General features: G+C 49.3%; 26 protein-coding genes, 1 tRNA gene and 2 pseudogenes. 9 read left to right on the forward strand and 20 right to left on the reverse strand.

What is annotated here, in order from left to right; all coding sequences use genetic code 11:
• Positions 1–44: 44 nt before the first annotated feature.
• The 3 genes and pseudogenes from ACMYUL_RS05715 to ACMYUL_RS05725 all read right to left on the reverse strand — a co-directional run.
• Positions 45–708: pseudogene (locus tag ACMYUL_RS05715) on the reverse strand (IS5 family transposase); the annotation flags it as partial.
• 24 nt (positions 709–732) lie between these two features.
• Positions 733–1,698, reverse strand: a complete 966-nt coding sequence (locus ACMYUL_RS05720; protein WP_415772528.1) for an IS30 family transposase — start codon at positions 1,696–1,698, stop codon at positions 733–735.
• Positions 1,699–1,779: 81 nt separating this feature from the next.
• A pseudogene (locus ACMYUL_RS05725) lies at positions 1,780–2,136 on the reverse strand (transposase); the annotation flags it as partial.
• A gap of 261 nt (positions 2,137–2,397) precedes the next feature.
• On the opposite strand from ACMYUL_RS05725, the gene ACMYUL_RS05730 reads away from it, so the two are divergent.
• Both ACMYUL_RS05730 and ACMYUL_RS05735 read left to right on the forward strand, forming a co-directional pair.
• Entirely contained in the window at positions 2,398–2,748 is a 351-nt protein-coding gene (locus ACMYUL_RS05730) for a helix-turn-helix domain-containing protein (RefSeq protein ID WP_415772530.1), read from the forward strand.
• Positions 2,652–3,548 (forward strand): IS3 family transposase, encoded by an 897-nt coding sequence (locus ACMYUL_RS05735; protein ID WP_415772532.1) that lies wholly within the window; start codon positions 2,652–2,654, stop codon positions 3,546–3,548. Before ACMYUL_RS05730 ends, ACMYUL_RS05735 begins: the two co-directional genes overlap by 97 nt.
• A gap of 73 nt (positions 3,549–3,621) precedes the next feature.
• Here the strand turns inward: ACMYUL_RS05735 and ACMYUL_RS05740 are convergent, their stop codons facing one another.
• Positions 3,622–4,032: an Ag473 family lipoprotein gene (locus tag ACMYUL_RS05740; RefSeq protein WP_070514235.1), complete on the reverse strand. Its 411-nt coding sequence runs from the start codon at positions 4,030–4,032 to the stop codon at positions 3,622–3,624.
• A 201-nt stretch (positions 4,033–4,233) separates the two neighbouring features.
• Here ACMYUL_RS05740 and ACMYUL_RS05745 point away from each other — a divergent pair.
• Positions 4,234–4,309 (forward strand) — tRNA-Lys (locus tag ACMYUL_RS05745).
• Positions 4,310–4,623: 314 nt separating this feature from the next.
• Here ACMYUL_RS05745 and ACMYUL_RS05750 read toward each other — a convergent pair.
• The 7 genes from ACMYUL_RS05750 to ACMYUL_RS05780 form a co-directional block, all read right to left on the reverse strand.
• On the reverse strand, positions 4,624–5,166 hold the full coding sequence (locus tag ACMYUL_RS05750) for a c-type cytochrome (RefSeq protein WP_415772535.1): 543 nt from the start codon (positions 5,164–5,166) through the stop codon (positions 4,624–4,626).
• 411 nt (positions 5,167–5,577) lie between these two features.
• Positions 5,578–5,748, reverse strand: coding sequence for a hypothetical protein (locus ACMYUL_RS05755; RefSeq protein ID WP_003755864.1), 171 nt, complete (start codon positions 5,746–5,748; stop codon positions 5,578–5,580).
• Positions 5,749–5,766: 18 nt separating this feature from the next.
• Positions 5,767–6,357, reverse strand: coding sequence for a sigma-70 family RNA polymerase sigma factor (locus tag ACMYUL_RS05760; RefSeq protein ID WP_415772537.1), 591 nt, complete (start codon positions 6,355–6,357; stop codon positions 5,767–5,769).
• 308 nt (positions 6,358–6,665) lie between these two features.
• The gene (locus tag ACMYUL_RS05765) at positions 6,666–7,367 is read right to left on the reverse strand and encodes a DUF2063 domain-containing protein (RefSeq protein ID WP_415772539.1); all 702 of its coding nucleotides are present in this window, start codon (positions 7,365–7,367) and stop codon (positions 6,666–6,668) included.
• Positions 7,357–8,199, reverse strand: a complete 843-nt coding sequence (locus tag ACMYUL_RS05770; protein WP_070514231.1) for a DUF692 domain-containing protein — start codon at positions 8,197–8,199, stop codon at positions 7,357–7,359. The genes ACMYUL_RS05765 and ACMYUL_RS05770 overlap by 11 nt, the downstream gene beginning before the upstream one ends.
• A gap of 107 nt (positions 8,200–8,306) precedes the next feature.
• Positions 8,307–8,618 carry a hypothetical protein gene (locus tag ACMYUL_RS05775; protein ID WP_003755853.1) on the reverse strand — a complete coding sequence of 104 codons (312 nt, stop codon included), beginning with the start codon at positions 8,616–8,618 and terminating at the stop codon, positions 8,307–8,309.
• Between the two features lie 81 nt (positions 8,619–8,699).
• Positions 8,700–9,155 (reverse strand): DoxX family protein, encoded by a 456-nt coding sequence (locus ACMYUL_RS05780; protein ID WP_070514230.1) that lies wholly within the window; start codon positions 9,153–9,155, stop codon positions 8,700–8,702.
• 306 nt (positions 9,156–9,461) lie between these two features.
• On the opposite strand from ACMYUL_RS05780, the gene ACMYUL_RS05785 reads away from it, so the two are divergent.
• Positions 9,462–10,309, forward strand: a protein-coding gene (locus tag ACMYUL_RS05785; protein WP_156798183.1) for an IS630 family transposase whose coding sequence is annotated in 2 segments (ribosomal slippage) — positions 9,462–9,777 and positions 9,777–10,309 — 849 coding nt in all. Because the reading frame shifts where the segments join, the coding sequence is not laid out codon by codon here.
• A gap of 83 nt (positions 10,310–10,392) precedes the next feature.
• On the opposite strand, the gene recQ is transcribed toward ACMYUL_RS05785, so the two are convergent.
• Positions 10,393–12,705 (reverse strand): DNA helicase RecQ, encoded by a 2,313-nt coding sequence (recQ, locus tag ACMYUL_RS05790; protein WP_415772542.1) that lies wholly within the window; start codon positions 12,703–12,705, stop codon positions 10,393–10,395.
• Positions 12,706–13,089: 384 nt separating this feature from the next.
• Here recQ and ACMYUL_RS05795 point away from each other — a divergent pair, with 384 nt between their 5' ends.
• A complete protein-coding gene (locus tag ACMYUL_RS05795) occupies positions 13,090–13,536 on the forward strand; it encodes a surface-adhesin E family protein (RefSeq protein WP_415772544.1) in 447 nt (148 codons plus the stop codon).
• Positions 13,537–13,728: 192 nt separating this feature from the next.
• Here the strand turns inward: ACMYUL_RS05795 and ACMYUL_RS05800 are convergent, their stop codons facing one another.
• Together ACMYUL_RS05800 and purD are read right to left on the reverse strand one after the other, a co-directional pair.
• On the reverse strand, positions 13,729–14,298 hold the full coding sequence (locus ACMYUL_RS05800) for an L-threonylcarbamoyladenylate synthase (RefSeq protein WP_070514236.1): 570 nt from the start codon (positions 14,296–14,298) through the stop codon (positions 13,729–13,731).
• Positions 14,299–14,353: 55 nt separating this feature from the next.
• Positions 14,354–15,625, reverse strand: a complete 1,272-nt coding sequence (gene purD / locus ACMYUL_RS05805) for a phosphoribosylamine--glycine ligase (RefSeq protein ID WP_070514227.1) — start codon at positions 15,623–15,625, stop codon at positions 14,354–14,356.
• 158 nt (positions 15,626–15,783) lie between these two features.
• Between purD and ACMYUL_RS05810 the strand changes: the two genes are divergently transcribed.
• Positions 15,784–16,104 carry a DUF4298 domain-containing protein gene (locus tag ACMYUL_RS05810; RefSeq protein WP_415772546.1) on the forward strand — a complete coding sequence of 107 codons (321 nt, stop codon included), beginning with the start codon at positions 15,784–15,786 and terminating at the stop codon, positions 16,102–16,104.
• Positions 16,105–16,155: 51 nt separating this feature from the next.
• On the opposite strand, the gene ACMYUL_RS05815 is transcribed toward ACMYUL_RS05810, so the two are convergent.
• From ACMYUL_RS05815 to ACMYUL_RS05835, 5 genes are all read right to left on the reverse strand, one after another.
• On the reverse strand, positions 16,156–16,767 hold the full coding sequence (locus ACMYUL_RS05815; RefSeq protein ID WP_070514225.1) for an IMPACT family protein: 612 nt from the start codon (positions 16,765–16,767) through the stop codon (positions 16,156–16,158).
• Between the two features lie 62 nt (positions 16,768–16,829).
• The gene (locus tag ACMYUL_RS05820) at positions 16,830–17,765 is read right to left on the reverse strand and encodes an electron transfer flavoprotein subunit alpha/FixB family protein (RefSeq protein ID WP_070514224.1); all 936 of its coding nucleotides are present in this window, start codon (positions 17,763–17,765) and stop codon (positions 16,830–16,832) included.
• 10 nt (positions 17,766–17,775) lie between these two features.
• Positions 17,776–18,525: an electron transfer flavoprotein subunit beta/FixA family protein gene (locus ACMYUL_RS05825; protein WP_070514223.1), complete on the reverse strand. Its 750-nt coding sequence runs from the start codon at positions 18,523–18,525 to the stop codon at positions 17,776–17,778.
• Positions 18,526–18,750: 225 nt separating this feature from the next.
• Complete coding sequence (gene waaC, locus ACMYUL_RS05830; RefSeq protein WP_070514222.1) at positions 18,751–19,719, reverse strand: lipopolysaccharide heptosyltransferase I; 969 nt, start codon at positions 19,717–19,719, stop codon at positions 18,751–18,753.
• A gap of 36 nt (positions 19,720–19,755) precedes the next feature.
• The gene (locus ACMYUL_RS05835; protein WP_070514221.1) at positions 19,756–20,391 is read right to left on the reverse strand and encodes a nicotinamidase; all 636 of its coding nucleotides are present in this window, start codon (positions 20,389–20,391) and stop codon (positions 19,756–19,758) included.
• A gap of 114 nt (positions 20,392–20,505) precedes the next feature.
• On the opposite strand from ACMYUL_RS05835, the gene tsaA reads away from it, so the two are divergent.
• The 3 genes from tsaA to ACMYUL_RS05850 all read left to right on the forward strand — a co-directional run bounded on the left by tsaA (position 20,506) and on the right by ACMYUL_RS05850 (position 22,519).
• The gene (tsaA, locus tag ACMYUL_RS05840; RefSeq protein WP_415772893.1) at positions 20,506–21,180 is read left to right on the forward strand and encodes a tRNA (N6-threonylcarbamoyladenosine(37)-N6)-methyltransferase TrmO; all 675 of its coding nucleotides are present in this window, start codon (positions 20,506–20,508) and stop codon (positions 21,178–21,180) included.
• Positions 21,181–21,547: 367 nt separating this feature from the next.
• Positions 21,548–22,078 carry an outer membrane protein assembly factor BamE gene (locus tag ACMYUL_RS05845; protein ID WP_070514219.1) on the forward strand — a complete coding sequence of 177 codons (531 nt, stop codon included), beginning with the start codon at positions 21,548–21,550 and terminating at the stop codon, positions 22,076–22,078.
• 9 nt (positions 22,079–22,087) lie between these two features.
• Positions 22,088–22,519 carry a hypothetical protein gene (locus ACMYUL_RS05850; protein ID WP_003755816.1) on the forward strand — a complete coding sequence of 144 codons (432 nt, stop codon included), beginning with the start codon at positions 22,088–22,090 and terminating at the stop codon, positions 22,517–22,519.
• A gap of 457 nt (positions 22,520–22,976) precedes the next feature.
• On the opposite strand, the gene gap is transcribed toward ACMYUL_RS05850, so the two are convergent.
• A complete protein-coding gene (gene gap / locus ACMYUL_RS05855; RefSeq protein WP_003755815.1) occupies positions 22,977–23,981 on the reverse strand; it encodes a type I glyceraldehyde-3-phosphate dehydrogenase in 1,005 nt (334 codons plus the stop codon).
• Positions 23,982–24,451 lie beyond the last annotated feature (470 nt).

Raw genomic sequence — 24,451 nt, forward strand, 5'->3', positions numbered from 1 at the left:
TAATCCTCCCCGGATACCCGATAATCAGGCATCCGGGCCACCTTTTAGGCAGCAACAGGCACACTTAGCCTGTTAGCCGCTTTCAACAGGTTCAAACACATCGCCTTCAGATGGCTTTGGACACTCACTTTACACAGACCAAAATAGGGCTGCCCGGGCGTAGCGGAATTTACGGTGCAGCGTACCGAAGCTTTGTTCGACCACATAACGGGTCTTCGACAAATATCGGTTGCGTTTGGTTTGCACTTCCGTCAGCGGACGGTTGCGGTGGGCTTTGCGCATAATGCCGTCCAGCAACTGATGTTCTTTCAGATGTTGCCAGTTTTCCTCGCTGTCGTAGCCTTTGTCGGCATAGACGGTCATACCTTCGGCAATGCCCTCCAACAAAGGCGACAGGTGGTTGCACTCATGGGTATTGGCTGGGGTGATGTGCAGTTTCTCGATATAGCCTTCCTCATCGGTACGGGTATGTTGTTTGTAACCGAGTCTGTATAAGCCGTTTTTCTTTGTCCAGCGGGCATCGCTGTCCTTACTCGGTGTGGTTTGGCCGCTGACTTGTCCTTCTTCATCGACTTCTATAGCCTGACGCTGTTTGCTGCCGGCAGTTTGAATAATGGTGGCGTCAATGACGGCGGCGGATGCTTTCTCTATTTTTAGGTTTTTTTCGGTCAGTTGGCGGTTAATCAGTTCCAGCAATTCAGACAGGCTTGGATTCGGATTTCAAGTGCAACACTAGTGTATCAGTGGTTTGAACAGATTCAAGAATAAAACACTTGGCGTTTCGTAGCCAAGTGTTTTTCTTGGCCGGTGGTTCAACTCATCTTGAACCCTGCGTATCTCCCGATCGCTGATGTTTCGGAAATCGGTTTGCTTGGGGAAATATTGTCGGATGAGTCCGTTGGTGTTCTCATTCAGCCCTTTCTCCCAAGAATGGTAGGGGCGGCAAAAATAGGTTTTCGCTGCTAATGTTTTGGCTATTTTGGTGTGCTGGTAGAACTCTTTGCCGTTATCCATGGTAATGGTGTGCACTCTGGCTTTATGTGCCCTTAATACCCTAATGGCCGCTAGGGCAGTGTCTTCGGCTTTGAGGCTGTCCAATTTGCAGATGATGGTGTAGCGGGTAACGCGTTCGACCAAGGTCAGTAATGCGCTTTTCTGATCTTTGCCGATGATGGTGTCGGCCTCCCAATCGCCGATGCGGGCTTTTTGGTCGACGATGGCGGGTCGGTTTTCTATGCCGACACGGTCGGGCACTTTGCCTCCGGTCCATGTGCTGCCGTAGCGTTTGCGGTAGGGTTTGCTGCATATTTTGAGGTGTTGCCACAAAGTGCCGCCGTTGCTTTTGTCTTGGCGGAGGTAGCGGTAAACGGTGCTGTGATGGAGCGTGATCCCGTGGTGTTTGCGCAGGTAGGCGCATACTTGTTCGGGACTGAGTTTGCGGCGGATAAGGGTGTCGATGTGCTGAATGAGCTGCGAATCTAGCTTATAGGGTTTTCGCTTACGCTGTTTGGTCAGCCGGCTTTGCCGTTGGGCTTTCTCGGCGCTGTATTGCTGCCCTTGGTTGCAGTGCCGCTTGATTTCGCGGCTGATGGTGCTTTTGTGGCGATTAAGCTGTTTGGCGATTTCGGCGATGGTGCAGTAGCGGGACAGGTATTGGATATGGTATCGTTCGTCTTGGGTCAGTTGTGTGTAGCTCATGGCAATCTTTCTTGCAGGAAAGGCCGTATGCTACCGCATACTGGCCTTTTTCTGTTATGGAAAGTTGCACTTCAAATGCGAATCCGCCAGGGTGTCGTCTTGCGCCAGCCAGTTGCGGTAGCGGCATAAGGTGCTGTAATCGGGGATGCTCAATTCGTCAAAACGGCAAAACAGGTTGAAATCGATGCGGGTGATGAGGCTGTGTTCGAGTTCGGGATCGGAGAGGCTGTGCCATTGTCCGAACAGGACGGCTTTGAACATGGACAATAGGGGATAGGCGGGACGGCCGCGGTGATCTCGGAGGTAACGGGTTCTTTGGCGATTCAGGTACTGTTCGATCGGCTGCCAATCAATCACTTGATCCAACTTCAATAGTGGGAAGCGGTCGATGTGTTTGGCAATCATGGCTTGGGCGGTTTGCTGGAAGAAGGTGCTCATGAGAAATCCCCTAAATGTCTTGGTGGGAATTTAGGGGATTTTGGGGAATTTTGCAAAGGTCTCAGATAGTACGGAACCGATTCACTTGGTGCTTCAGCACCTTAGAGAATCGTTCTCTTTGAGCTAAGGCGAGGCAACGCCGTACTGGTTTAAAGTTAATCCACTATATAAACCAAAAGGTCGTCTGAAAACCAACTTCGGTTTGAACTGCACCCCAAAAGTTGGACACATACCCTCCAACCACCAAGGTGCAGTTTTTTTATGAGCAAATATACATTACACTTTAAATACCAAGCCGTACTCCACTACCTGCATATACGCAGCCAACAGCGTACCGCAGATCATTACGGCATCTCCCGAACCCACCTGCGACGATGGATACGCGCCTATCAAGAAGGCGGCATCGGCGCACTCGAACATCCCCAATCCAAAACCATGCCCCAACACCGCAAAAACCCCTTCATCGCCGACAAACCCGACCACGAAAAAACACAGGCGGAGCTTATCGAAGAGTTGTGCTATATGCGCGCAGAGGTCGCCTACCTAAAGGAGTTAAAAGCCCTCAGCCAAAAGCGGACCGAAAAGGACAAAGTCAAACCGTCCAAACACTGAGGGCGCAACACCCGCTCAAATACCTGCTGCACATCGCAAACCTGCCCAAAAGCAGCTTTTACTACCACCGTCAAGACCGGCCCGACCCCGACGCAGCCGACAAAGCCCTTATCGCCGAAATCTACGAACAGCATAAAGGACGCTACGGACAAAGGCGCATTGCCGCAGCATTGGGTTGGAACCGCAAAAAAGCAGCGCGGCTGATGAGGCAGCTAGGACTGAAAGCCCTCATACGGGCGAAAAAAGCCTACCGCCATCCCGCCATGGGCGAGATATCGGAACACCTCCTCAAACGCCGGTTCACAGCCCGAAAGCCCAACGAAAAATGGCTGACCGACGTGACCGAACTCAAAGGAAAGGACGGCAAACTGTACCTCTCGCCAATCTTGGACTTGTTCAACCGAGAAATCATCGCCTACGCCATGAGCCGCAATGCTAACAGCGAAATGGTGAAGGAAATGCTCGAAAAAGCCGCCCCCCATCTGACCGGCGAAGGAACGATGCTTCATTCTGACCAAGGTGTGCTGTACCGTACGTCGGGATATAGGGAATTGCTTGCCCAACATTCCATGGTTCAAAGCATGTCGCGAAAGGCGAATTGTTGGGACAATGCACCGATGGAAAGCTTCTTTGCGGTGTTGAAGACAGAGTGTTTCTATAACGCAGGTGAATTGACGGTGGACGAATTGATGAAGCAGATAGATGACTATATGGATTACTACAACCGGGAGCGTTGCAGTTTGAAATTGAAAAAGCTGAGTCCTGTCGCATACAGAACCCAGCTTGCACAGAGCGCCTGAATAGGCTTTTATGAGTGTCCAAGATTTGGGGGCCAGTTCAGTTTTCAGACGACCTTTTTTGTCAAACGACAAATTATTTAGCAGCGTCTTTCATTTTGTCCGCAGCTTCTTGAGTCGCATCAGCAGCTTTGTTCAAAGTGTCTTTAGCAGCTTCGGTAGCGGCTTCTTTGGCTTTACCCGCAGCTTCTTTAGTTTCGGTTACTGCTTTATCAGCCGCTTCTTTTACATCGGTAGCAGCTTTGTCAGCAGCTTCTTTAGTTTCAGTCATGGCTTTATCAGCAGTTTCTTTTGCGTCAGCGGCAGCGTCTTTGACTTTATCTTTGGCTTCTTGAGTGGCAGAAGCAGCAGAATCAGCGGCAGAAGCTGCAGTGTTTTTAACATCGGACGCAACGGCTTGAGCTGCTTCCTTAGTCTCTTGCTTGGCTTCTTGGGAACAAGCCGCCAGAGCAGCCGCCATCATCGCAGCGATCAGTAATTTTTTCATGTCCTATCCTTCTTGAGTTTTTGATTAAGATTTTGGTTAAAATACTGTTTTATGAAAACAGCTGGAAAAATTGTAACACATATCATGTTAATAATCTCTTTTATATGACGATAAACAGCGCTTTAAGTTCTATTTTGTTCCGAAAAAATACAGAAAAACATTGACACCGCTCATATGTTTCTATAAAATTCACAGCTTATCGGGTCGTTAGCTCAGTCGGTAGAGCAGCGGACTTTTAATCCGTTGGTCGAGCGTTCGAATCGCTCACGACCCACCAAATTTAAAAAGCTGAGTTGAAAAACTCAGCTTTTTTATTGCCTTTCTGCCTTAGTTCTAACATTCAGGCCGCGCCATCGTTAATCAAAGAACAGGTCGTCTGAAAACAGGATGATGTTTCAGACGAGCTTCCATCAACTTCCTGTGTAGTGGTCGAAGTCAGTTTGAATCAGGACAAGGCGAGACAATACCGCATTGATTTCAGCTTAATTTTATACCGTTTTCCATCAAAGCAAATCCGAACTATCTCGAAGCTTGGCAGTTTTACCATGAAAAAACGCACCTTGTAATAAGGTGCGTTTTGATTTGTACGGCTTAGAATTTGGCACCGGATTGGTTTGCCATATAGTCAGCCGCCGCTTTGACTTCGTCGTCGCTCAGGTTGGTATTACCGCCTTTTGCCGGCATGCTTTTGAAGCCTTCGAGTGCATGCTTATGCAGGGTTTCTTTGCCTTGTTTGATGCGCGGAGCCCAATCATCATTTTTACCGACGACTGGAGCGCCCGGGATGGTACCGCCGTGGCACATTTTACAGTTGGCTTCGAAAACGGCTTTGCCGTCCACTTTGGCGGACGAGGCATCTTTTTTCTCGTCGGCAGGCGCAGCTTCTGTTTTTTCAGCCGGTTTGGTTTCAGAGGCAGGAGCTTCTTTTACTTCTGATGCGGCTTTGGCGGCAGTATCTTCTACTTTGCTCGCCGCTGCTTGAGCGGAAGATACAGCAGCATCGGTAGCAGAAGCCGCAGCGTCTTTAACCTCGGAAGCTACGGCAGAAGCCGCCTCCTTAGTTTCCTGTTTGGCTTCTTGGGAACAAGCCGACAAAGCGGCCATCATCATCGCAGCAATTAGTAATTTGTTCATGTTCTATCCTTCTTAAATTTTTTAGTTAAGGTACTGTTTTATAAAACAGCTGGAAAAATTCTAACACACATCATTTTCATGTTCCCGCCGATGTAGTGGGTTGTAGTAACAAATATTGGCATAAGTCATGTTTTGTTCTGAAAAAAGGCAGAAAATGTTGACACCCACGCAATCATTCCTATATAGCCTCCGGCTTATTGGACGGTTTGAACCTTGTTTGCCATGCCTTTAAATCCGCCCAAATCCTGCCCAATTTCAAAATCCCGGCTTAAAAAGCCGGCTTTTTTATGGGCGCGCCATTTCATCCCAACTCATGCTCAAATCAATCCCTATTTTCTTTTTTCATCAAAAAAGGTCGTCTGAAACCCTACATCAGGTTTCAGACGACCTTCTTAACCTTATCCGCCAGCCTCAAAACATCTTTTTCATGGCTTTATGAATAAGGTCGAGTTGTTTTTTATATTCTCGGCAATGGGGGCATATCAGCAGGTGGCTGCCCAGAAAAACGCGTTCGGGAACGGTCAGGCGGGTTTCGTCCTGTTTTTTGGAGAGCAGGTAGGCGGTTTTGCGGCATTTGTTCATCGTGTTTTCCTAACGGGTTTAACCGGCATGTCCTGCATTGCCGAACCATTTGATTTGCAGGCATTGGCGCAGGGTTTCGCGGGCGCGGTGCATGATGGTGTGGTAGTTGGACATACTGATGCCGCATTGCTCGCGGATTTCGTCGGATGAGAAGCCGAGGATTTCCTTCATGGTAAACACGCGGGCGGTGTTTTCGGGCATTTGGTAGAGGCAGGTTTGCAGGATTTCACGAAACTCTTTGTTGTCCAACGTTTTTTCGGGCGAGGACCAAGTTTGCGGATGGCCGTCCGCCGTCCAATGCCCGTCTGATGCAAACCGTTCTTCAAAGGCTTCGTCCAACATTTCTTCCGCAGGCGTGGCGAATATTTCGCGCTGCCGTCCGATTTGGCGCAGGCAGTCGGTGATTTTGTTTTTCAGAATGGCAAACAACCAGCTGCCGACTTGTGCATCTCCTTTAAAACCTTCCGCAGCACGGTAGGCGGAAAGCATGGTTTCCTGCACAAGGTCTTCCGCCAAATCGGGGCGGTCGGGCAACTGGATACGGGCGAAACGCAGGAGCAGCTTGCGGGATTCGGCAAGCTCGGCGTCGGTCAATTCGAGTAGGGACATAATGTATCAGCATTGAATGAATTATGGCTGTGAACTTCTGATTTTACGCTGATACTGAGCGTGTGTGTCATCAAATACATAAATGATTGACGTAGCTTTTTTGTTTCTCAGTAACCGGCTACGCGTTTTCAGACGACCTGCCAAGCCTTTTAGCGGGTCTTTACCCCCAATATAAAAAAGGTCGTCTGAAAACAGTAAAGACCGCCGACATTTCGATTTCTGCCTGTCTCTGTGCCGTTTCCTTCGGGAAGGGGGGTACGATAGTGCCTTTATAGGAATTTCCTGCCCACTACGTCAATTCGATCATTTCAGACGACCTCGGCTGATGCGGCAACCAAAATGCCTTGTTCCAGCCAGTCCGCCCATTTTTGCCTTAATGCGTCCTGCCAGCCGCTTTCAGACGACATGAACTCTGCCAGCATGGCTTGCAGACCGTTTAGGGAGGCGGGCGTGTCTGCCAGCGTTTCCAGCAATAATGCGTCGAAATCGTCGAGGGTTTGGTACATCACGTCGTCTTCGCTGTCGCGCCATACCAAAACGGCGGTTTCCGCCTCCTGCAACTCGTCGGTCACGTCATACTGATAACGGCGGACAAAGGCGGCGGGAGAAAGGGTGTACGCCAAATCGTCTGAATCGGCGGGCGAGGCTTGGCTGTCGGTTTGGGCGACTTCAGCGAGCAGTTGGGTGTGTTCGAAGTCCATCAGTGCCAAGAGGTCGTCTGAAAGCGGCAGGCTTTGACAGTATTGGAGGAATTCGCCAGCGATTTCTTGGAAATAGGGGGTTTGGGCGCGCGCGTCTCGGATGAAGTCTTCTTTCAGACGACCCCATTCTCCGCTGTCGAGATATTGCGGCGTTTCGGTATAACAGCGGTCAATGAAGCTGTGGATATTGTTGCGTATCAGGCGGATATAGACGTTCAATCGGTCTTGCGGCAGTCCGTCGGCGGCTTCGCCCTCGCGTATGGCTTGGGCAAAGCGTTGTTGGTATTGGGCGGAGGTTTCAGGCTGCACGGCGGTATTCCTTTCCGGCGCGCGTTTGATATTCGGCGATTTTGGCGACTTCGGCTTCGAGTTCGGCAAAAGGCGGGAAATTGAAATCGCGTTCCAACAGGGTGGGCGGGATGGTCGGCAGCTTGGTGTAGGCAAGTTCGAGCAAGTCCCAAACGGTCGGTAAAACCGCCGCGCCGTGGGTATCAATCAAAAGCTCGGGGGTTTCGACGTCGTGTCCGGCGATGTGGATGTAACACACGCGCCCTGCGTCAACGTTTTCCAAAAAGGCTTCGGGCGACAACAGTCCGTGATTGACGGCGTTGACGTAGATATTGTTCACATCGAGATGAATGCCGCAGTCGGCTTCGCGGACAACGGCGTTGAGGAACTCGACTTCGTTCATTTCGGCAAGCGGGGAATGCAGGTAGTAGGAGGTGTTTTCTACGGCGATGCGGCAGCCCAATCGGTCTTGCACTTCGCAGATACGCCGCGCGGTATGCCGCACCATTTCTTCGGTGAAGGGCAGCGGCAACAGGTCGTAGAGATGGCCGCCGTCGTGGCAGTAGCTCAAATGGTCGGAGAAAAACGTGCAATCGTAACGGCGCATCATCTCTTTGATGCCGTCTATCAAGGCGGTATCCAGCGGGGCTTGTCCGCCCAGCGACATGGATAATCCGTGCAACGCCAATGGCAGCCGTTCCGCCACGCGGTCAAACTGTTTGCGCGCCCTGCCGCCCATTTTCAGCCAGTTTTCGGGGGCGGCTTCGATAAAGTGTATCGGGCTGTCGTCTGAAAGCGAGAGGAAGTCTTCTGCCAAGTCGCGGCGGTAGCCTAAGCCTGCGTGTTGAATCATGATGTTGCTCCGTTTTGGATGGTGTTCCGACGGTTTTGGTACGAAATTGCTGTCAAAATCAGATAAAAAGCCGCATTTATCAATAAAATGCGGCTTTTTGTTCTAAATTATTTAGAACCGCATTTACCTTCGCCGCATTTGCCTTCAACTGCTTTAGCTTTGGCTTTTGCTGCTTTGGCGTTTTTAGCGGGGGCTTTTTTCACGGTTGAACCGCATTTACCCTCGCCACATTTGCCTTCGCCTGCTTTAGGAGCAGCGGCACCGCATGAACCTTCAGCAGCTTTAGCCGCACCGCAAGAGCCTTGGGCAGATTTTTGAACGCCTGCTTTGCTGCTTACCGGTTTGTCAGCGGCAACAACGCCGGCAGCCAAAGACAAAGACAAAGCACCTGCAAGGGCAGCGGCTACATTTTTTTTCATATTGATTTCCTTTTTAAAGTATCAAGTTAAACAGATTAAGAATTTGAGTTGGCGCGTTTAAAGTCCGCTCCCCGACCTTTTTCATTGATTTCCGACGCGGCATTTCGGGCAGAAGCGTTTTTTCAACAACGCATCCAACGATAAACAGCCCGCGCCTTGCAGCAGAATCGGGATTAAAACCACGATATAAATCAAAGCCATTTTATAGCCGTTGTCGCAGACATTATAACCCGCACCGGCATGGACTGCCGCCCATGCTACCCCCGTTACAATGATTAATCCCAAGGCAGACAGGCGGGTCGCCAATCCTAAAATCAGCAAAACCGGAAAAACCAGCTCCGCCCACATCGCCAAGTTCCAATTCACGCTGTCGGGCAGCAGATAAAACGGAAAAGGAAATTGGTTGTTGATTTCGGCAAACCAGTTTTTGCCGTTAAATTTCTGCGTTCCCGCTTCCCAAAATTCGTAAGCGGCAAAAAGGCGCAAAACCAATAAGCCTAAAGCTGATTGCCACGGGGCTGTGATATTCGTTTTCATGATAACCGTTCCATAAAATCGTTTCATGCCCGATTAGACGCGGCAGTCTGAAAATGCTTACAAGCGAATTGAAAAAATTTTGTTTGTTATTGTTTTATAACGATATTAATATAGTGGATTAAATTTAAATCAGGACAAGGCGACGAAGCCGCAGACAGTACAGATAGTACGGAACCGATTCACTTGGTGCTTCAGCACCTTAGAGAATCGTTCTCTTTGAGCTAAGGCGAGACAACACCGTACTGATTTAAAGTTATAGTCAATTAAAAATAAAATAGTACAATACTCAACTTTTAAGGTCTAACCATGGCATACTCTGCGGACTTAAGAAACAAAGCTTTAAACTATTACGAACAATGCAAAAACATCAGCCAAACCGCAGCGACGTTTAACTTGTCAAGAAACACGCTTTACCTGTGGATTCGCCTTAAAAAACAAACAGGCAGCCTAAAACATCAAGTTACCGGTCTAAATGCCGTCAAATTGGATAGGCAAAAACTGGCTCAATATGTTGGGCAACACCCGGATGCCTATCTGCATGAAATCGCCAAACATTTTGATTGTACGGCAGCCGCCGTTTGCTATGCACTCAAACAGATGGGGATGACGCGCAAAAAAAGACCACCACTTACAAAGAACAAGACCCGGCCAAAGTAACGCATTATTTGACACAGCTGGCCGAATTTTCCGACTACCAACGTGTTTATTTGGATGAAACAGGATTTGACCGCTACCTGTTCCGCCCCTATGCCCGCAGCCTGAAAGGGCAAATAGTGAAAGCGCAGATAAGTGGGAAAAGATACCGACGCTTATCTCTGGTGTCCGCACAAGTCGGCAACCGGCTGATTGCTCCGATGGTTTATCAAAATACGATGACCGGAGTCTTTTTTGAAGCGTGGTTTCAGCAATGCCTACTGCCCGCATTGACTCAAAAATCGGTGATTATTTTAGATAATGCGCGATTTCACCGTATGGGTGTCTTACGGGAAATGGCGGAAAAATGGGGACATAAGGTATTGCCTCTTGCACCTTATTCACCTGAGCTCAACCCGATTGAGAAGGTGTGGGCGAATATTAAGCGGTATCTGCGAACCGTATTGTCTGATTACGCCCGATTTGACGATGCGTTACTGTCCTATTTTGATTTTAATTGACTATAATCCACTATATTTAGAAGGTCGTCTGAAAACCTTTATACAGGGTTTTCAGACGACCTTTTTCTGTGTCTTTTTAACGGTCAATCCGCCGTACAGATTTCTATGATTTCTTCGCCGTATTGGTCCAACCATTCCCCGCTCACGCCCTCTATTTTAGAAAGTGCTGTCAAAGTTTGCGGCCGGGCTTTGGCGATGGCACGTAAAGTCTGTTTTTTGGCGACGGCATGCATCTCTCCGCCTTCATATCGGGCGGTATCGAGACACCATTGGAACAGGCGGCGGGCGAGCTGGCGTTCTGCCTGTTTCGGCTCGGAAAGCCCGTCTGCGTAAGGGCGGCAGATGTCGAGTATTGCCTGCCCGTACTGGGCAATTCTTTCGCTGCCGATGCCGTAGATACCGAGCAGGTCGGCTTCTTCGGCGGGCGTGAAGACGACGAGGTCGGTCAGGCTGATGTTGGAAAAGATTTTGCCCAAGGCACATTGTTCAACGGCTGCCTGTTCGGCACGCCAAGTTTCCAGCTTTTGCTGTAATTGCTGTTCGCGCTCGGTTTGGGGGGTGAATAGAGGTTCTTCGTTGCTCGTTTTCCCGCTTTGGTTTTCGGCTGCGTTCTCGCAGACATTGAGGATGTCGATGCCGAATTTATTGATTTTCGCCTCACCCAAACCGTAGATTTGGTGCAAATCTTCCAGCGTTTGCGGCATTTTTTCGACGATGTCGCGCAGGGTTTTGTCGCCGCAGACGACGTAGGCGGGGACTTCTTCGGCATGAGCACGCTGCTGCCGCCAATGCCGCAATGCCTGCCATAGGCGTTCTTCGCGTTCGGTACGTAGCCAGTTGTCTTTGGGCTTTTGAGTGGCGGCTTTTTCGCGGCGCAATGGGCGCAACATGACTTCGGTTTCGCCTTTGAGGACTTTTTTTGCGGCTTCAGTCAGTTGCAATGCCTGATATTGGGCGACGTTGACGGTGAGGTAGCCGAGGCTGATGCATTGGCGGATGACGCTGCGCCATTCTTTGTCGGTTTGCCCGCTGCCGATGCCGAAGGTGGAGAGTTTGTCGTGGCCGTTGCGCCGTATCCAGTCGTCGCTTTTACCGCGCAGCAGGTTGATGATATAGCCGGCAGCAAAGCGTTGTCCGGCGCGGTATACGCAACTGAGGAGCTTTTGTACGAGGACGGTGCCGTCGAAGCGTACCGGCGGATGCAGGCAGTTGTCGCAATGGCCGCAAGGGGCGGATTCTTCGCCGAAATGTTTGAGTAGGAGGACGCGGCGGCAGGCGGCGGTTTCGCAGACGGAAAGCATGGCATCGAGCTTCTGCATTTCGATTTGTTTCTGCACTTCGTCGCTGTTGCCTTCGGCGATGCGCTCGCGCAGCAATACCCAGTCGTTCAGACCGTAACACAGCCAACTCACGGCAGGCAGCCCGTCCCTCCCGGCGCGGCCGGATTCTTGGTAGAAATGTTCGACGCTTTGGGGCATATCGAGATGGGCGACGAAGCGCACGTCCGGTTTGTCTATGCCCATACCGAAGGCAACGGTGGCGACGACGATAATGTTGTCTTCGCGGGTAAAACGGCGTTGGTTTGCTTCGCGCACTTCCATGCTCAAGCCGGCATGGTAAGGAATCGCCTCCAATCCGTTTTCGCAGAGGAATTGGGCGATGTCTTCGACTTTTTTGCGGCTGAGGCAATAGACGATGCCGCTTTGCCCTTCCATTTCTTTGCGGATGAAGTCGAGAAGCTGCTTTTTACCGTTGTTTTTTTCGATGACCTGATAATAGATATTCGGGCGGTCAAAGCTGGAGATGAATTCGGGCGCGTCTTCGAGATGGAGGAAATGTTTGATGTCGGCGCGGGTCGCCGCATCGGCGGTCGCAGTCAGGGCAATGCGCGGCACTTGCGGATAGCGTTCGGCAAGTAGCCCTAATTGCTGGTATTCGGGACGGAAATCGTGCCCCCATTGGCTGACGCAATGTGCTTCATCTATGGCGAAAAGGCTGATGGTTTGCTGGTCGAGAAAACGTAGAAAACGGTCGGTAACAAGCCGCTCCGGTGCGACGTAGAGCAGTTTCAGACGACCTTGGGCGAGTTTGTCCGCCACTTCGCGGGCTTCTTCCACCGTCGTGCTGCTGTTGACCGCTGCCGCCTCTATGCCTGCAGCGTGCAGGCTCGCCACTTGGTCGTTCATCAGGGCAATCAGTGGCGAAACGACGATGGCGACGCCTTCGCGCATCAGCGCGGGAATTTGGTAACACAACGACTTGCCCCCGCCCGTCGGCATCAATACCATCAGGCTTCCGCCGCCTGCCAATGTATTGACGACAGCCTCCTGCTTGCCGCGAAATTCGGGATAGCCGAATACTTCGTGCAAAATCTGTTGGGCGGAAGGCTGGGACATGATGGTTCCATAGGGAGGGAAAAGCGTTATTTTAGCGGTTTTAGACACTGCCTGCATGGGGGATATTTGAGTTATCCACATGGGGTCGTCTGAAAACGGATTATGCTTGGTTGGGTATCGTGGATTGATTTTTGATTGAGACAAGATGGCGGAACTGCTGACAATACGGATATGGGAAACTGATTCACTCAATGCGTTACCGTTCTCTTTAATCTCAGGCAAAGCGGCGGCATACCGGTTTCAAGTCAATCGGCTAGAAAACCTGTTTTCAGACGACCTTTTCATTTTTTGGCGGTTTTAAGACTTTGCAAAGCCGATTTACTGCCCCGCCGTCTTCGCGCATAATACGGCAGTCTAATAATTTATCCTAAGCAACCAAAACTTATGAACATCAAACACTTTTCCTTTATTTCGACTTTATCGGCAACCCTACTCCTGAGCGCCTGTCAAACGACTACGACCACAAGCGGCGGCGTCAGCGGCAACTGGGACAACATCGGCACGATTTCCGACGGCAATATCAAAGTGGCGATTGATAAAAACAGCATCAAGAAAAACGGTACTTTGGTTACTTTCCGCGATAGAAAAACCGTGTCAAAGATGAAAGAAGAACGCTTCGTCAACACGCCTGCCTACAAAACCGCCATCGGCGACTGGGAAATCCATTGCACCAACAAAACCTACCGCCTGACCGCTTTGCAGCTTCTTGACGAACACGGCAAAGAAATTTCCAAACACAACTACACCGCGACAAATATCCGCCCGATGAGCGTGATGAACGGTACGATTACCGAAAAACAATTCGAAGCCGTATGCGGCAGCAAGCTCTAATACTCAACTTATCTACATACTTATCCACAAGATAGTCAAATCAAAAGGTCGTCTGAAAACCATGAATATGGGGATTCAGACGACCTTTTTGATTTTTTTCGGGAAAGTTATATTCAGGATTATCCACATTTTATTGAAGTCGCGGTTTATCGGTTCAAACCATAATTTCTGCTCATCTCATCCATCCGATTTCTAACGCAAACGAACACCTGTTTCCCCATCAATAATCTGACTCGGCAACTTTTGTTTGCCGATTAAACCGTCGACTACCCATACATCTCTTCCAAACTGCCTTCTTACTTCCCGCTCCGTCCTACACGCGCGTTTGCCTGCGCGGTTGCACGAAGTCGAAACCAAAGGTGTTTTCAAAGCCTGACACAAGCGGCGCGCACCTACATGGGCAGGAACCCTGACCGCCAGTTTGCTGCGCCTTTTTCCGCGTAATGCGGGCAAAACGTCAGCAGCAGCAGGAAGCAGAAAGGTTTTGGGCGCAGGCCATTCGTTTCTGAGCATAGTTTGAATGTTTTCAGACGACCTTTTGAGCAGGGGCTGTAATTGCTCCAATTGGTTGCCAATGACAATCATGCCTTTATGTTGCGGTCTTTTTTTCAGATGAATCAGTCGGTTAAGTGCTTTAGGCAAGGTCGGGATACAGCCTATGCCATAGCAGGACTCGGTAGGATAGGCGACCAAGCCGCCTTTTTTAAGATGGGATTGCAGCTTGCGAAGCGTCGAAGCTGAAAGGATTCTGGGGAATGACATGACAGGGAAGGTCGTCTGAAACACAATCATGTTTTCAGACGACCTGTTTCTTTGATTAACGGTTGATGGCTTTGTCGGCAATGTCTTTACGGTATTGCATACCGTCGAAGCTGATTTTTTCCAATGCGCTATACGCCTTGGCTTTGGCTTGAGCTACATCGTCACCCAATCCTACGACACACAATACGCGACCGCCGTTGGTCAATACATCGCCTTTCTCGTTTGCCGTTGTGCCTGCATGGAAAACTTTGCCGATTTGGTTGGCTGCATCCAGACCGGAAATAACCTCACCTTTTTTGGGCGTTTCGGGGTAATTTTGCGCCGCCAGCACTACACCTACGGCAGTTTGCGGGTTCCATTCCGCTGTTATGCTATCGAGTTTGCCGTCTATTGCCGCTTCGACCAAATCCGACAAGTCGCTGTTCAGACGACTCATAATCGGCTGGGTTTCGGGATCGCCGAAACGGCAGTTAAACTCAATCGTATAGGGTGCGCCGCTTTGATCAATCATCAAACCTGCGTACAGGAAGCCGGTGAACTCATACCCTTCCGCTTTCATTCCCGCTATGGTCGGCAAAATAATCTCGTTCATCGCGCGCTCGTACACGGCGGGCGTTACCACAGGCGCGGGACTGTACGCGCCCATACCGCCCGTATTCGGGCCTTTATCGTCGTCTAAAAGACGCTTGTGGTCTTGGCTGGTCGCCATAGGCAACACATGATTGCCATCAACCATGACGATAAAGCTCGCTTCTTCGCCTTGCAGGAAATCTTCAATCACAACGCGCGCGCCGGCATTGCCCATTTTGTTGCCCAGCAGCATATCGTCAATCGCGGCATGCGCTTCATCTAAAGTCATCGCCACAATCACGCCTTTACCTGCCGCCAAACCATCGGCTTTGATGACGATAGGCGCACCTTTCTGATTGACGTAATCGTGTGCAGCATCGGCGTTTTCAAAGGTTTGGTATTGCGCGGTCGGAATATTGTATTTCGCCATAAATGCTTTGGCGAAATCTTTAGAACTTTCCAACTGCGCCGCATATTGTGTCGGACCAAATATTTTCAGCCCTGCGGCACGGAAATCATCCACAATACCCGCCGCCAAAGGCGCTTCAGGGCCGACGACGGTAAAAGCAATATTTTCTTTGCGGCAGAATTCGATCAAATCCTGATGCGCAGTCAAGGCGATGTTTTGCAACTTGGGTTCAATCGCCGTACCGGCATTACCGGGCGCAACAAATACTGTTTCCACTTTGGGCGACTGCGCCAATTTCCAAGCCAGCGCGTGTTCGCGACCGCCATTACCGATAACCAGCAGTTTCATGCCATCTCCTTGACAAATATGTACTTTTAACGAAAACTCGACACAAGGGGACTATTGTCCCATTCGAAGAAATTTTGGTGGAATCAAACAATAGACCACTTCATTCCACTCTGAAACCTATTCAACTTATCCACAAAATTAAAAAAGGACAAGCAACCATGCAAAAACGTATTGATGAAATCCAAAGCAAATACCGCGAATGGTGTCATTTGCTACCGCAATTGGAAGAAGACCTAAAACGCTGGAAACATGCCGTCGCTTTGATTCGCGATATGGATAATTTCTATACCCACGAATATCAGGCGTGTCATCAGGCTATTGAAGACGGAGCAGAACTGGATTTTCGTACGGAAGGCGAATACAGCATTATGAGTGAAGACGCGCTATGGAACGCGCTGGGCGAATTCCATCAACTGGCTTGGTTATATTTGCGCTCCAGCGTCGATGCCTTGAACAGATATACACAAGAAGAAGATTAATGAGCAAAGAGGTCGTCTGAAATACCATCACAAAGCATTTCAGACGACCTTTCATTCAAAAGGCTTTTCTGTGTTTACTTCAATCTGCCGTGTATTCTTCCAAGCCGCAACACAGGCCTCATAATTTGCTAACGACAAACTTACCGTCAATCGGCAATCCAACTGTAAATCCTGCTCCAATATATCCGCCTGATGTTGTTTAGCGATGCGTATCGCTTCATTCAAAAACGGATATTCACATCTCAGCCAAACGGTTTTTTCAATATTCTTTTCAACTACTTCCGCAACTGCCAACGCTTGAGCCGTTGCCTCTTTATACGCATGTATCAGACCGGGAACACCCAATAAAGTACCGCCGAAATAGCGCACGACCACGATCAAAACATCGGTTACACCCACCGAATCAATCTGTCCCAAAATTGGTCGCCCAGCGCTTCCTGACGGCTCTCCATCATCGTTGGCACGAAATTGCATGCCATCCACACCCAAACGATAGGCATAGCACCAGTGTCGCGCTTTATGGTGCTCTTCCTTTAACGGATCGAGGTATTTTTTCACATCAGCTAATGTCCGAATCGGATAGGCAAATGCAATAAAACGGCTGCCTTTATCTTTAAACTCAGCCTGCGTCGGGGAAGTAATGGTCTTATAAGTCGTAATCATGCTGAAAAGTTTTCAGACGACCTCATTAATAACAAGGTCGTCTGAAAGTTTCACGTGAAACATCAATTTTTCAATACTTCTGTTAATTGTGGAACGATTTCAAATAAATCGCCAACCAATCCGTAATCGGCTACATTGAAAATCGGCGCATCAGCATCTTTATTGATTGCAACAATCACCTTGCTGTCTTGCATACCGGCAACGTGTTGAATCGCACCTGAAATACCGATTGCAAAATAGAGCTGCGGCGCAACCACTTTACCAGTTTGTCCGACTTGCACGTCATTTGGCGCATATTCGGCATCAACTGCCGCACGGGATGCACCGATTGCCGCACCTAAAACATCTGCCAGCGGTGTCAGCACTTCATTGAATTTTTCCGCACTACCCAGCGCACGACCACCGGAAACAATGACTTTTGCCTGAGTCAACTCAGGACGATCGGAATGAGAAAGCTGGCGGTTCACAAAACGGCTCAGATTTTGAGCAGGGGTTGCTTCAACATTGATTGTTTCAGCATGACCACCCTGCGCTGCTGCTGCATCAAAAGCCGTCGCACGGAAGGTCAGCACCAATTTTTCTGAATCGGCTTGCACGGTTTCAAATGCATTACCCGCATAAATGGGGCGCACAAAAGTCGTGTTATCCACAATCTCGGTCAAATCAGAAATTTGTGGTACGTCCAATAAGGAGGCTACGCGGGGCAGAAGGTTTTTACCGAATGTGGTTGCCGTTGCTGCAACATAGCGGTAATCCGCCGCCAATTTGACAACCAGCGGAGCCAGTTCTTCAGCCAAACCTTCAGCATAATGGGCAGCATCTGCAACCAAAACTTTTTCCACCCCGGCTACTTGCTTCGCGGACTCCACTACGGCCGATGCACTGCTTCCGGCAACCAATAAATCGACTTTGCCCAGTTTGGCGGCAGCAGTAACAGCATGCAAAGTGGCAGGATTCAACTGTTTGTTGTCGTGTTCAGCAATAATCAATACGCTCATTTCAGTCTCCTCAAATCACTTTGGCTTCGTTTTTCAATTTTTCAATCAATTCGGGAACACTTGCTACTTTTACGCCTGCCTGACGCGCTTTAGGCTCTGCGAATTTTACTGTTTTCAGACGAGGTGAAATGTCGGCAACCAAATCGGCAGGCGCCAGTTTTTCCAAAGGTTTTTTCTTTGCCGCCATAATATTGGGGAGTTTGACAAAGCGCGGCTCGTTCAAACGCAAATCCGCACTGATCACAGCGGGCAATTTCAATGCTATGGTTTCTTCACCGCCATCGATTTCGCGCACAATCTGTACTTCGTCGCCTTCAATTTGTACTTTGGAGGCAAACGTACCTTGCGCCGCATTCAGCAAAGCTGCCAGCATTTGCGCCACTTGGTTGGCATCATCATCGATCGCTTGTTTGCCCAAAAAGAAAATTTGCGGATTCTCTTTGTCCGCAACGGCCTTCAGCAGCTTGGCAACGGCCAGCGGCTCCAATTTCGCATCGGTTTCAACATGAATGGCACGGTCGGCACCCATCGCTAAAGCTGTACGCAACGTTTCTTCGCATTTTTTCTCGCCCAAAGAAACCGCTACGATTTCGCTTACTTTTCCGGCCTCTTTCAAACGGACGGCTTCTTCCACAGCGATTTCATCAAACGGGTTCATCGACATTTTGACATTGCCGATATCCACATCCGAACCATCGGCTTTTACACGAACTTTGACGTTGTAGTCCACTACGCGCTTTACTGCGACCAGTGCTTTCATTGAATTCTCCTAAAAAGAACGTTGCTTTCACTATTCAGCGAAGCCAAACCTTCTTCTCTATAAAATCAAATCCGTTTTTCTTAAAAACGAATTCATTCAGAAATCTTTCAGATAATGCTTGCCGATTATACCATTTTTAAAGCATTTACTCAGGCTGGTAGATATACATTCTTATGCTTAACAAACTGAAAAATATCAGGCGCTATATCAGTTTCAGACGACCCTTTAGCCTTTGTCTGCTGCAACACAATCCATCAGCGTTTGATAAACCAAATCTGCGGTCGGAATCTGCCCGATATTGCCCAAATTTTTTGCAACAGCCGAAACCTGAACGCCTGTTTTAATCGGATCGGTATCGGTATAAATGCCGACCACAGGTTTTTCCAAGGCATTTGCCAAATGCAGCAAACCGGTATCCACGCCGACAATTCCGACCGCGTGTTTAAGCAGATACGCTGCCTGCAATAAATTCATTTTGTCGCACACGATGGCAAACGGCAGCCCATCTGCAATCTGTTCGGCACGCGCTTTTTCAGCTTCATTTCCCCATGGCAGATAAACGTTGCATTGTTGCTCTTCATTCAGCTTTTGCAGCAATGCTCGCCAGTTTTCCATAGGCCATAACTTACTGTCTCGGCTGGTCGCGTGCAAAGCCGCATAATACGGCTGCTCTAAATTTTTCAGACGACCTGCTTCGGGAACGGTCAAGCCGAATACCTGCGTTTCCGGCATTGCATACCCAAATACTTGGGCGAACAGCTCACGATTGCGCCAAACAGCATTTTTCCCTTTCGGTACAGCGTATGTTTTCGCATACGCCAGCGCAGCCAGTCCCTCGCGCGCGCTGTTTTTATCCAAACCATAAATAGGGGATTTTGCCATTTTGGCGAAACAAGCGCTTTTAATCAGACCTTGACTGTCCAATACAAAATCAAATGCTTCCTGCCGCAAAGCCTGTTTCAGACGACCTATTTCCCGCCAAGTTTCTGCTTGAAAAAGATGTTTGCGCCATTGCCGCCATTTCATCACATGGATTTTTTTCACAAACGGATGCAGGCGCGCAATATCCGCAAATCCGGCTTCACACAACCAATGGAGTTCCACATCAGGGCATTGTCGCGCTAAATCTTCAATTGCGGGCAAAGTGTGAATTAAATCGCCCATACTGGACAAGCGGACAAGCAAAATTTTCATATTCAGTAAGGGGGTTTCACGTGAAACAATTATAAATTATTGATTATTAATATATTTTTTAATTTCGTCGGCGTTTTTAAAGATGATTGCACCGGCAGAACGCATTTCCTGCCATGCCGTTTCAATGGTGTCCGGCGCAATACCGCGACAAGCCGCTTCATTGACGATAACCTGCCAATTGCCGCCTTTGAGTAACTGCAAAACCGTTGTTTTCACACAATAATCCGTAGCCAAGCCGCCGACAATGACCGTATCCGTATTTTGACAACGCAGCCATTCAATCAACCCTGTGCTCAGTTTTTCCTCGATATCGTGAAAACACGCGCCGTAAGGATGCAATTCAGGATCGACGCCTTTCCAAACGCAATAATCGTATTCTTTAGCAGAAGGCAGCCCGTCCAACAATTCATAGCCGCGCGTACCGACCATCGCATGAGCCACCCAAGTCAAATCCGCATCGGGCAAACCTGTCGGCTTCAACATATCAACAGGGTTATCCACAAGCCATTTCGCTGCCGCATGATGCGCATCTTTCGTCATCACGCGCAAATCCGCCAAAGCGGCTTGGGCATTCAATTCTTCGACAATCAAATGCCCCTCGTTCACAGGCAGCTCGTCAGGACACAAAGGCGTAAAAGTTTTTTGTGCATCAACATCAATGGAAACAATCATCTCATCATTTCAACGCGATTAAAATGCCCTGTATTATAACAAATTACTGCCCAAAAGCGGTAAAACCGGCTGTGATAAGATAACGTTTTTCCGAAAAACTTGTCCACAATCCTCATGACTTACACCATCGCCCCCATCGCCACCGCCCGCTCGCCCTACAAACAGAAATTCGGCGTCGCCCGCCAGCCCGGTTTGGTTCCCGCCGCAGAAGTTTGTATCGAGCTGAATCCCGAATTTACCGCAGACAGTGTACGCGGACTGGAACACTTCGACTATGTGTGGATAAGTTTCATCTTTCACGGCGTATTGGATGAAGGCTGGGCACAAATGGTGCGCCCGCCACGGCTCGGCGGCAAACAAAAAATGGGCGTATTCGCCACGCGCAGCCCTCACCGCCCCAATCATCTCGGACTATCACTCTTAAAACTCAACCGCATCGAAACCGGCAAACCCGTCCGCCTTTATTGCAGCGGCGCAGACCTGCTCGACGGCACGCCGATTGTCGACATCAAGCCCTACATCCCCTTTGTCGAATCCAAACTCGACGCCTCATCCGGCTTCGTCAGCGGCAAACCCGAAGAGCTGGAAGTCGTATGGCTGGAAAACATCGGCGCAGAAAATTTATCTGAAAGCACCAAAAACCTTATCAATCAAAGCATTGCCCAAGACCCGCGTCCCGCCTATCAAAATATTCCTGAACGGATTTACGTCATGAATATAGAGGATTATGAAGTCAGGTTTCAAATTGAGGAAAATCGTGCGACGGTTATCAGGATAAGCGTTGTTTAAATTTTTAGTGTCCGCTCCCATTCAAAAAGGTCGTCTGAAAACCGAATTACACGGCGAAATATGGTTTTCAGACGACCTCTTCAAAAAATTGGCATAAAACTTGCATGAAATTCAAGCGAGAAATTTACGTTTCACCCGAAATTTGATTAAACATCAAAAGAAACAACCAGTAACGCGATTTTACCCGTGCCAAACACACGCTTGCCTGAAGACGATATATCATCGCTTCCATTTATGTTCGTATGAAATTGTTACAAAGTGACAATAAATGTCATCAGAATGAAAAAGGCGGCGCACGGATAACATCGAATCTTGACCATGCAACAGGCGGTCTGACCAAAACTGCCGCCACCAAAAAGGATTAACCATGAAAACGTCCCGCATTGCCAAAACCGCCCTTTACCTCGCCGCCGCAGCCGTATTGTCAGCCTGCGCCGGCAAAAGCCACGTTAAAGCCGACGGAACCACAGACAACCCCGTCTTCCCGAAACCCTATTCCGTAACCTTTAACAAAAACCAAGGCACATTCCCGACCGCCGATGAACTCGAACTCATGAAACCGGGTCTGAGTAAAGACGACATCTACAAAATCCTCGGTCGTCCGCACTACGATGAAGGTATGTTCGGCGTGCGCGAATGGAACTACCTCTTCCACTTCCGCACCCCAGGCGTTCCCGCCAACCCCCACATCGGCTCTGACGTAGAAGGCATTACCACTTGCCAATACAAAGTCTTGTTCGACAAACACAAATACGCCCGCAGCTTCCATTGGAAAGCCGTCTTCCCGGAAGATGCCGTCTGCCCGCCCGTACAAGAAGTTGCCCCACAACCCGCGCCCGAACCTCAAATCATCATCCGTGAGGTTGCGCCTGAAACACCCCACCGCATCCGCAGATAATAGGAAACCATGTTTAAAAGAATCATCCTCGGCGTATCGCTGCTGGCAGGGCTGAACAGCTTTGCAGCAGCCGATGCCGCCAAAGAATACATGCAACGCAAAAAAGTCATCGTCAACACCGCCAAAGCTGAGCTGTGCTTTGCCGACGATGGTCAGTGTCACCCCGTACTCATCGGTAAAACCACGCCCAAAGGCAAATTCGACATGCAGTTGATGAAGACTTCCAAACCCGGCTACGGCGGCGAAGTCATCGGCTTCAAGCAGGAAAAAGACTTCCTCTTTGCCCTGCACCGCGTTTGGACGCTCAAACCTTCCGAACACCGCATGAAACGCATCGCCTCCGATGTCGTCTCCGACCGCATCATGACCAACGGTTGTATCAACGTAACCGACAAAGTGTACGACAAGCTGCGCAATTACTTCGTTTTAGAAGTGATTTGACGGACTACTCCGCATAACAAGGATGCAGAAAGGTCGTCTGAAAATCTGAAATGGTTTTCAGACGACCTTTTTATTTAATCAAAGCGAATCTTATTCAATGAACTTAGGATAAACCAAATCCGTAGCGTGGGCTTTGCCCACGAAACCTACCGTTTAACCATTCGAATGGGGTGGTTGTCCTTGCATTTTATTTCGTGGGCAAAGCCCACGCTACTCGTAGCTGCAACGGCAATTTGTCCCTTCCCTCGTCCGGCGGGGGAAGGTTAGGATGGGGGTGGCTTTGTGAGTTTAGGTCAAATTGAATTCGTACAAACCACAGAACCACCCTCTCCCCAGCCCTCTCCCGCCGGACGGAAGAGGGAGTAGATTGCAGGCAAAAACAAGGTCGTCTGAAAAAATTTTCAGACGACCTTTTCTCTTACTTATCCACAGACTGGTTTATCCAATTCGAAATCTTTTAGATTTTGCCTGCGAAGTATTCCAAAGTACGGACGAGTTGGCAGGTGTAGGACATTTCGTTATCGTACCAAGCGACGGTTTTCACCAGTTGTTTGTCGCCTACGGTCATCACGCGGGTTTGGGTGGCGTCGAAGAGCGAGCCGTATTCGATGCCGACGACGTCGGAAGAAACGATTTGATCTTCGGTGTAGCCGTAAGATTCGTTGGCGGCGGCTTTCATTGCGGCGTTGATTTCTTCTTTGGTCACGGGGCGTTCGAGGATGGAAACCAATTCGGTCAGCGAGCCGGTGGCGACGGGGACGCGTTGGGCGGAGCCGTCGAGTTTGCCGTTCAATTCGGGGATAACCAAACCGATGGCTTTGGCGGCGCCGGTGCTGTTGGGCACGATGTTGAGCGCGGCGGCGCGGGCGCGGCGCAAATCGCCTTTGCGGTGCGGTGCGTCAAGGGTATTTTGGTCGCCGGTGTAGGCGTGGATGGTGGTCATCAGACCTTCGACTACGCCGAACTCTTTTTGCAGGACTGCCGCCATCGGGGCAAGGCAGTTGGTGGTGCAGGAAGCGGCGGAGATGACGGTTTCGCTACCGTCCAAAATGTCTTGGTTCACGCCATATACGACGGTTTTCACGTCATTGCCGCCGGGCGCGGAAATAACGACTTTGCGCGCACCGGCGCGGATGTGGGCTTCGGCTTTGGTTTTGCTGGTAAAGAAGCCGGTACATTCGAGGACGACGTCTACGCCCAATTCGCCCCAAGGCAATTCTTCAGGATTCGGATTGGCGAAGACTTTGATTTCTTTGCCATTCACTACGATGGCATCGTCTTTCAATTCGGCAGTACCTTGGAATCGGCCTTGGGTGCTGTCGTATTTGAAAAGGTGCAGCAGCATATCGGCAGGGGTCAGGTCGTTGACGGCGACGACTTCGATGCCTTTGGCTTTTTCAATTTGACGCAATGCCAGACGGCCGATGCGGCCGAAACCGTTAATCGCTACTTTGATGCTCATTTTGATACTCCTGTCAGTAGGGAAAGGGATAAATTTCAATAAGGGCTATTGTAGCCTGAAATAAAACTACTACCTAGAATTACACGATGCTACTTTTAAAATGTTTGATTTAAATAAAAAAACCGTGAAATAGGTCGTCTGAAAATGTAGATTGGTACGGTTTGTCCCCATATTTGGGGATAAATTTTGGTTGTTTTTAAAATTAATATGTAATTATTTAAAAAAATGATGATGGTGATGAGTACCTTCCCGTTTTGTGGATAACCTTATTACTGGTTGTATAATCAATTTGTTGGATTCATTTAAAGGCTGCGTTCAAGTTCTGTTTTTTGTGAGAACAAAGTCGGATAATCTGTAATCGTTTGAATTTTTCTGTGGATAAAATCGGATTTTTCCACTCGGATTACACGGCATATTGTGGATAATCTTACCGGTACAAAGGGTCGTCTGAAAAATCTATGGTTCTGAAA

It is taken from the genome of Neisseria sp. CP9 (assembly GCF_047758525.1).
Classification (GTDB): Bacteria; Pseudomonadota; Gammaproteobacteria; order Burkholderiales; family Neisseriaceae; genus Neisseria.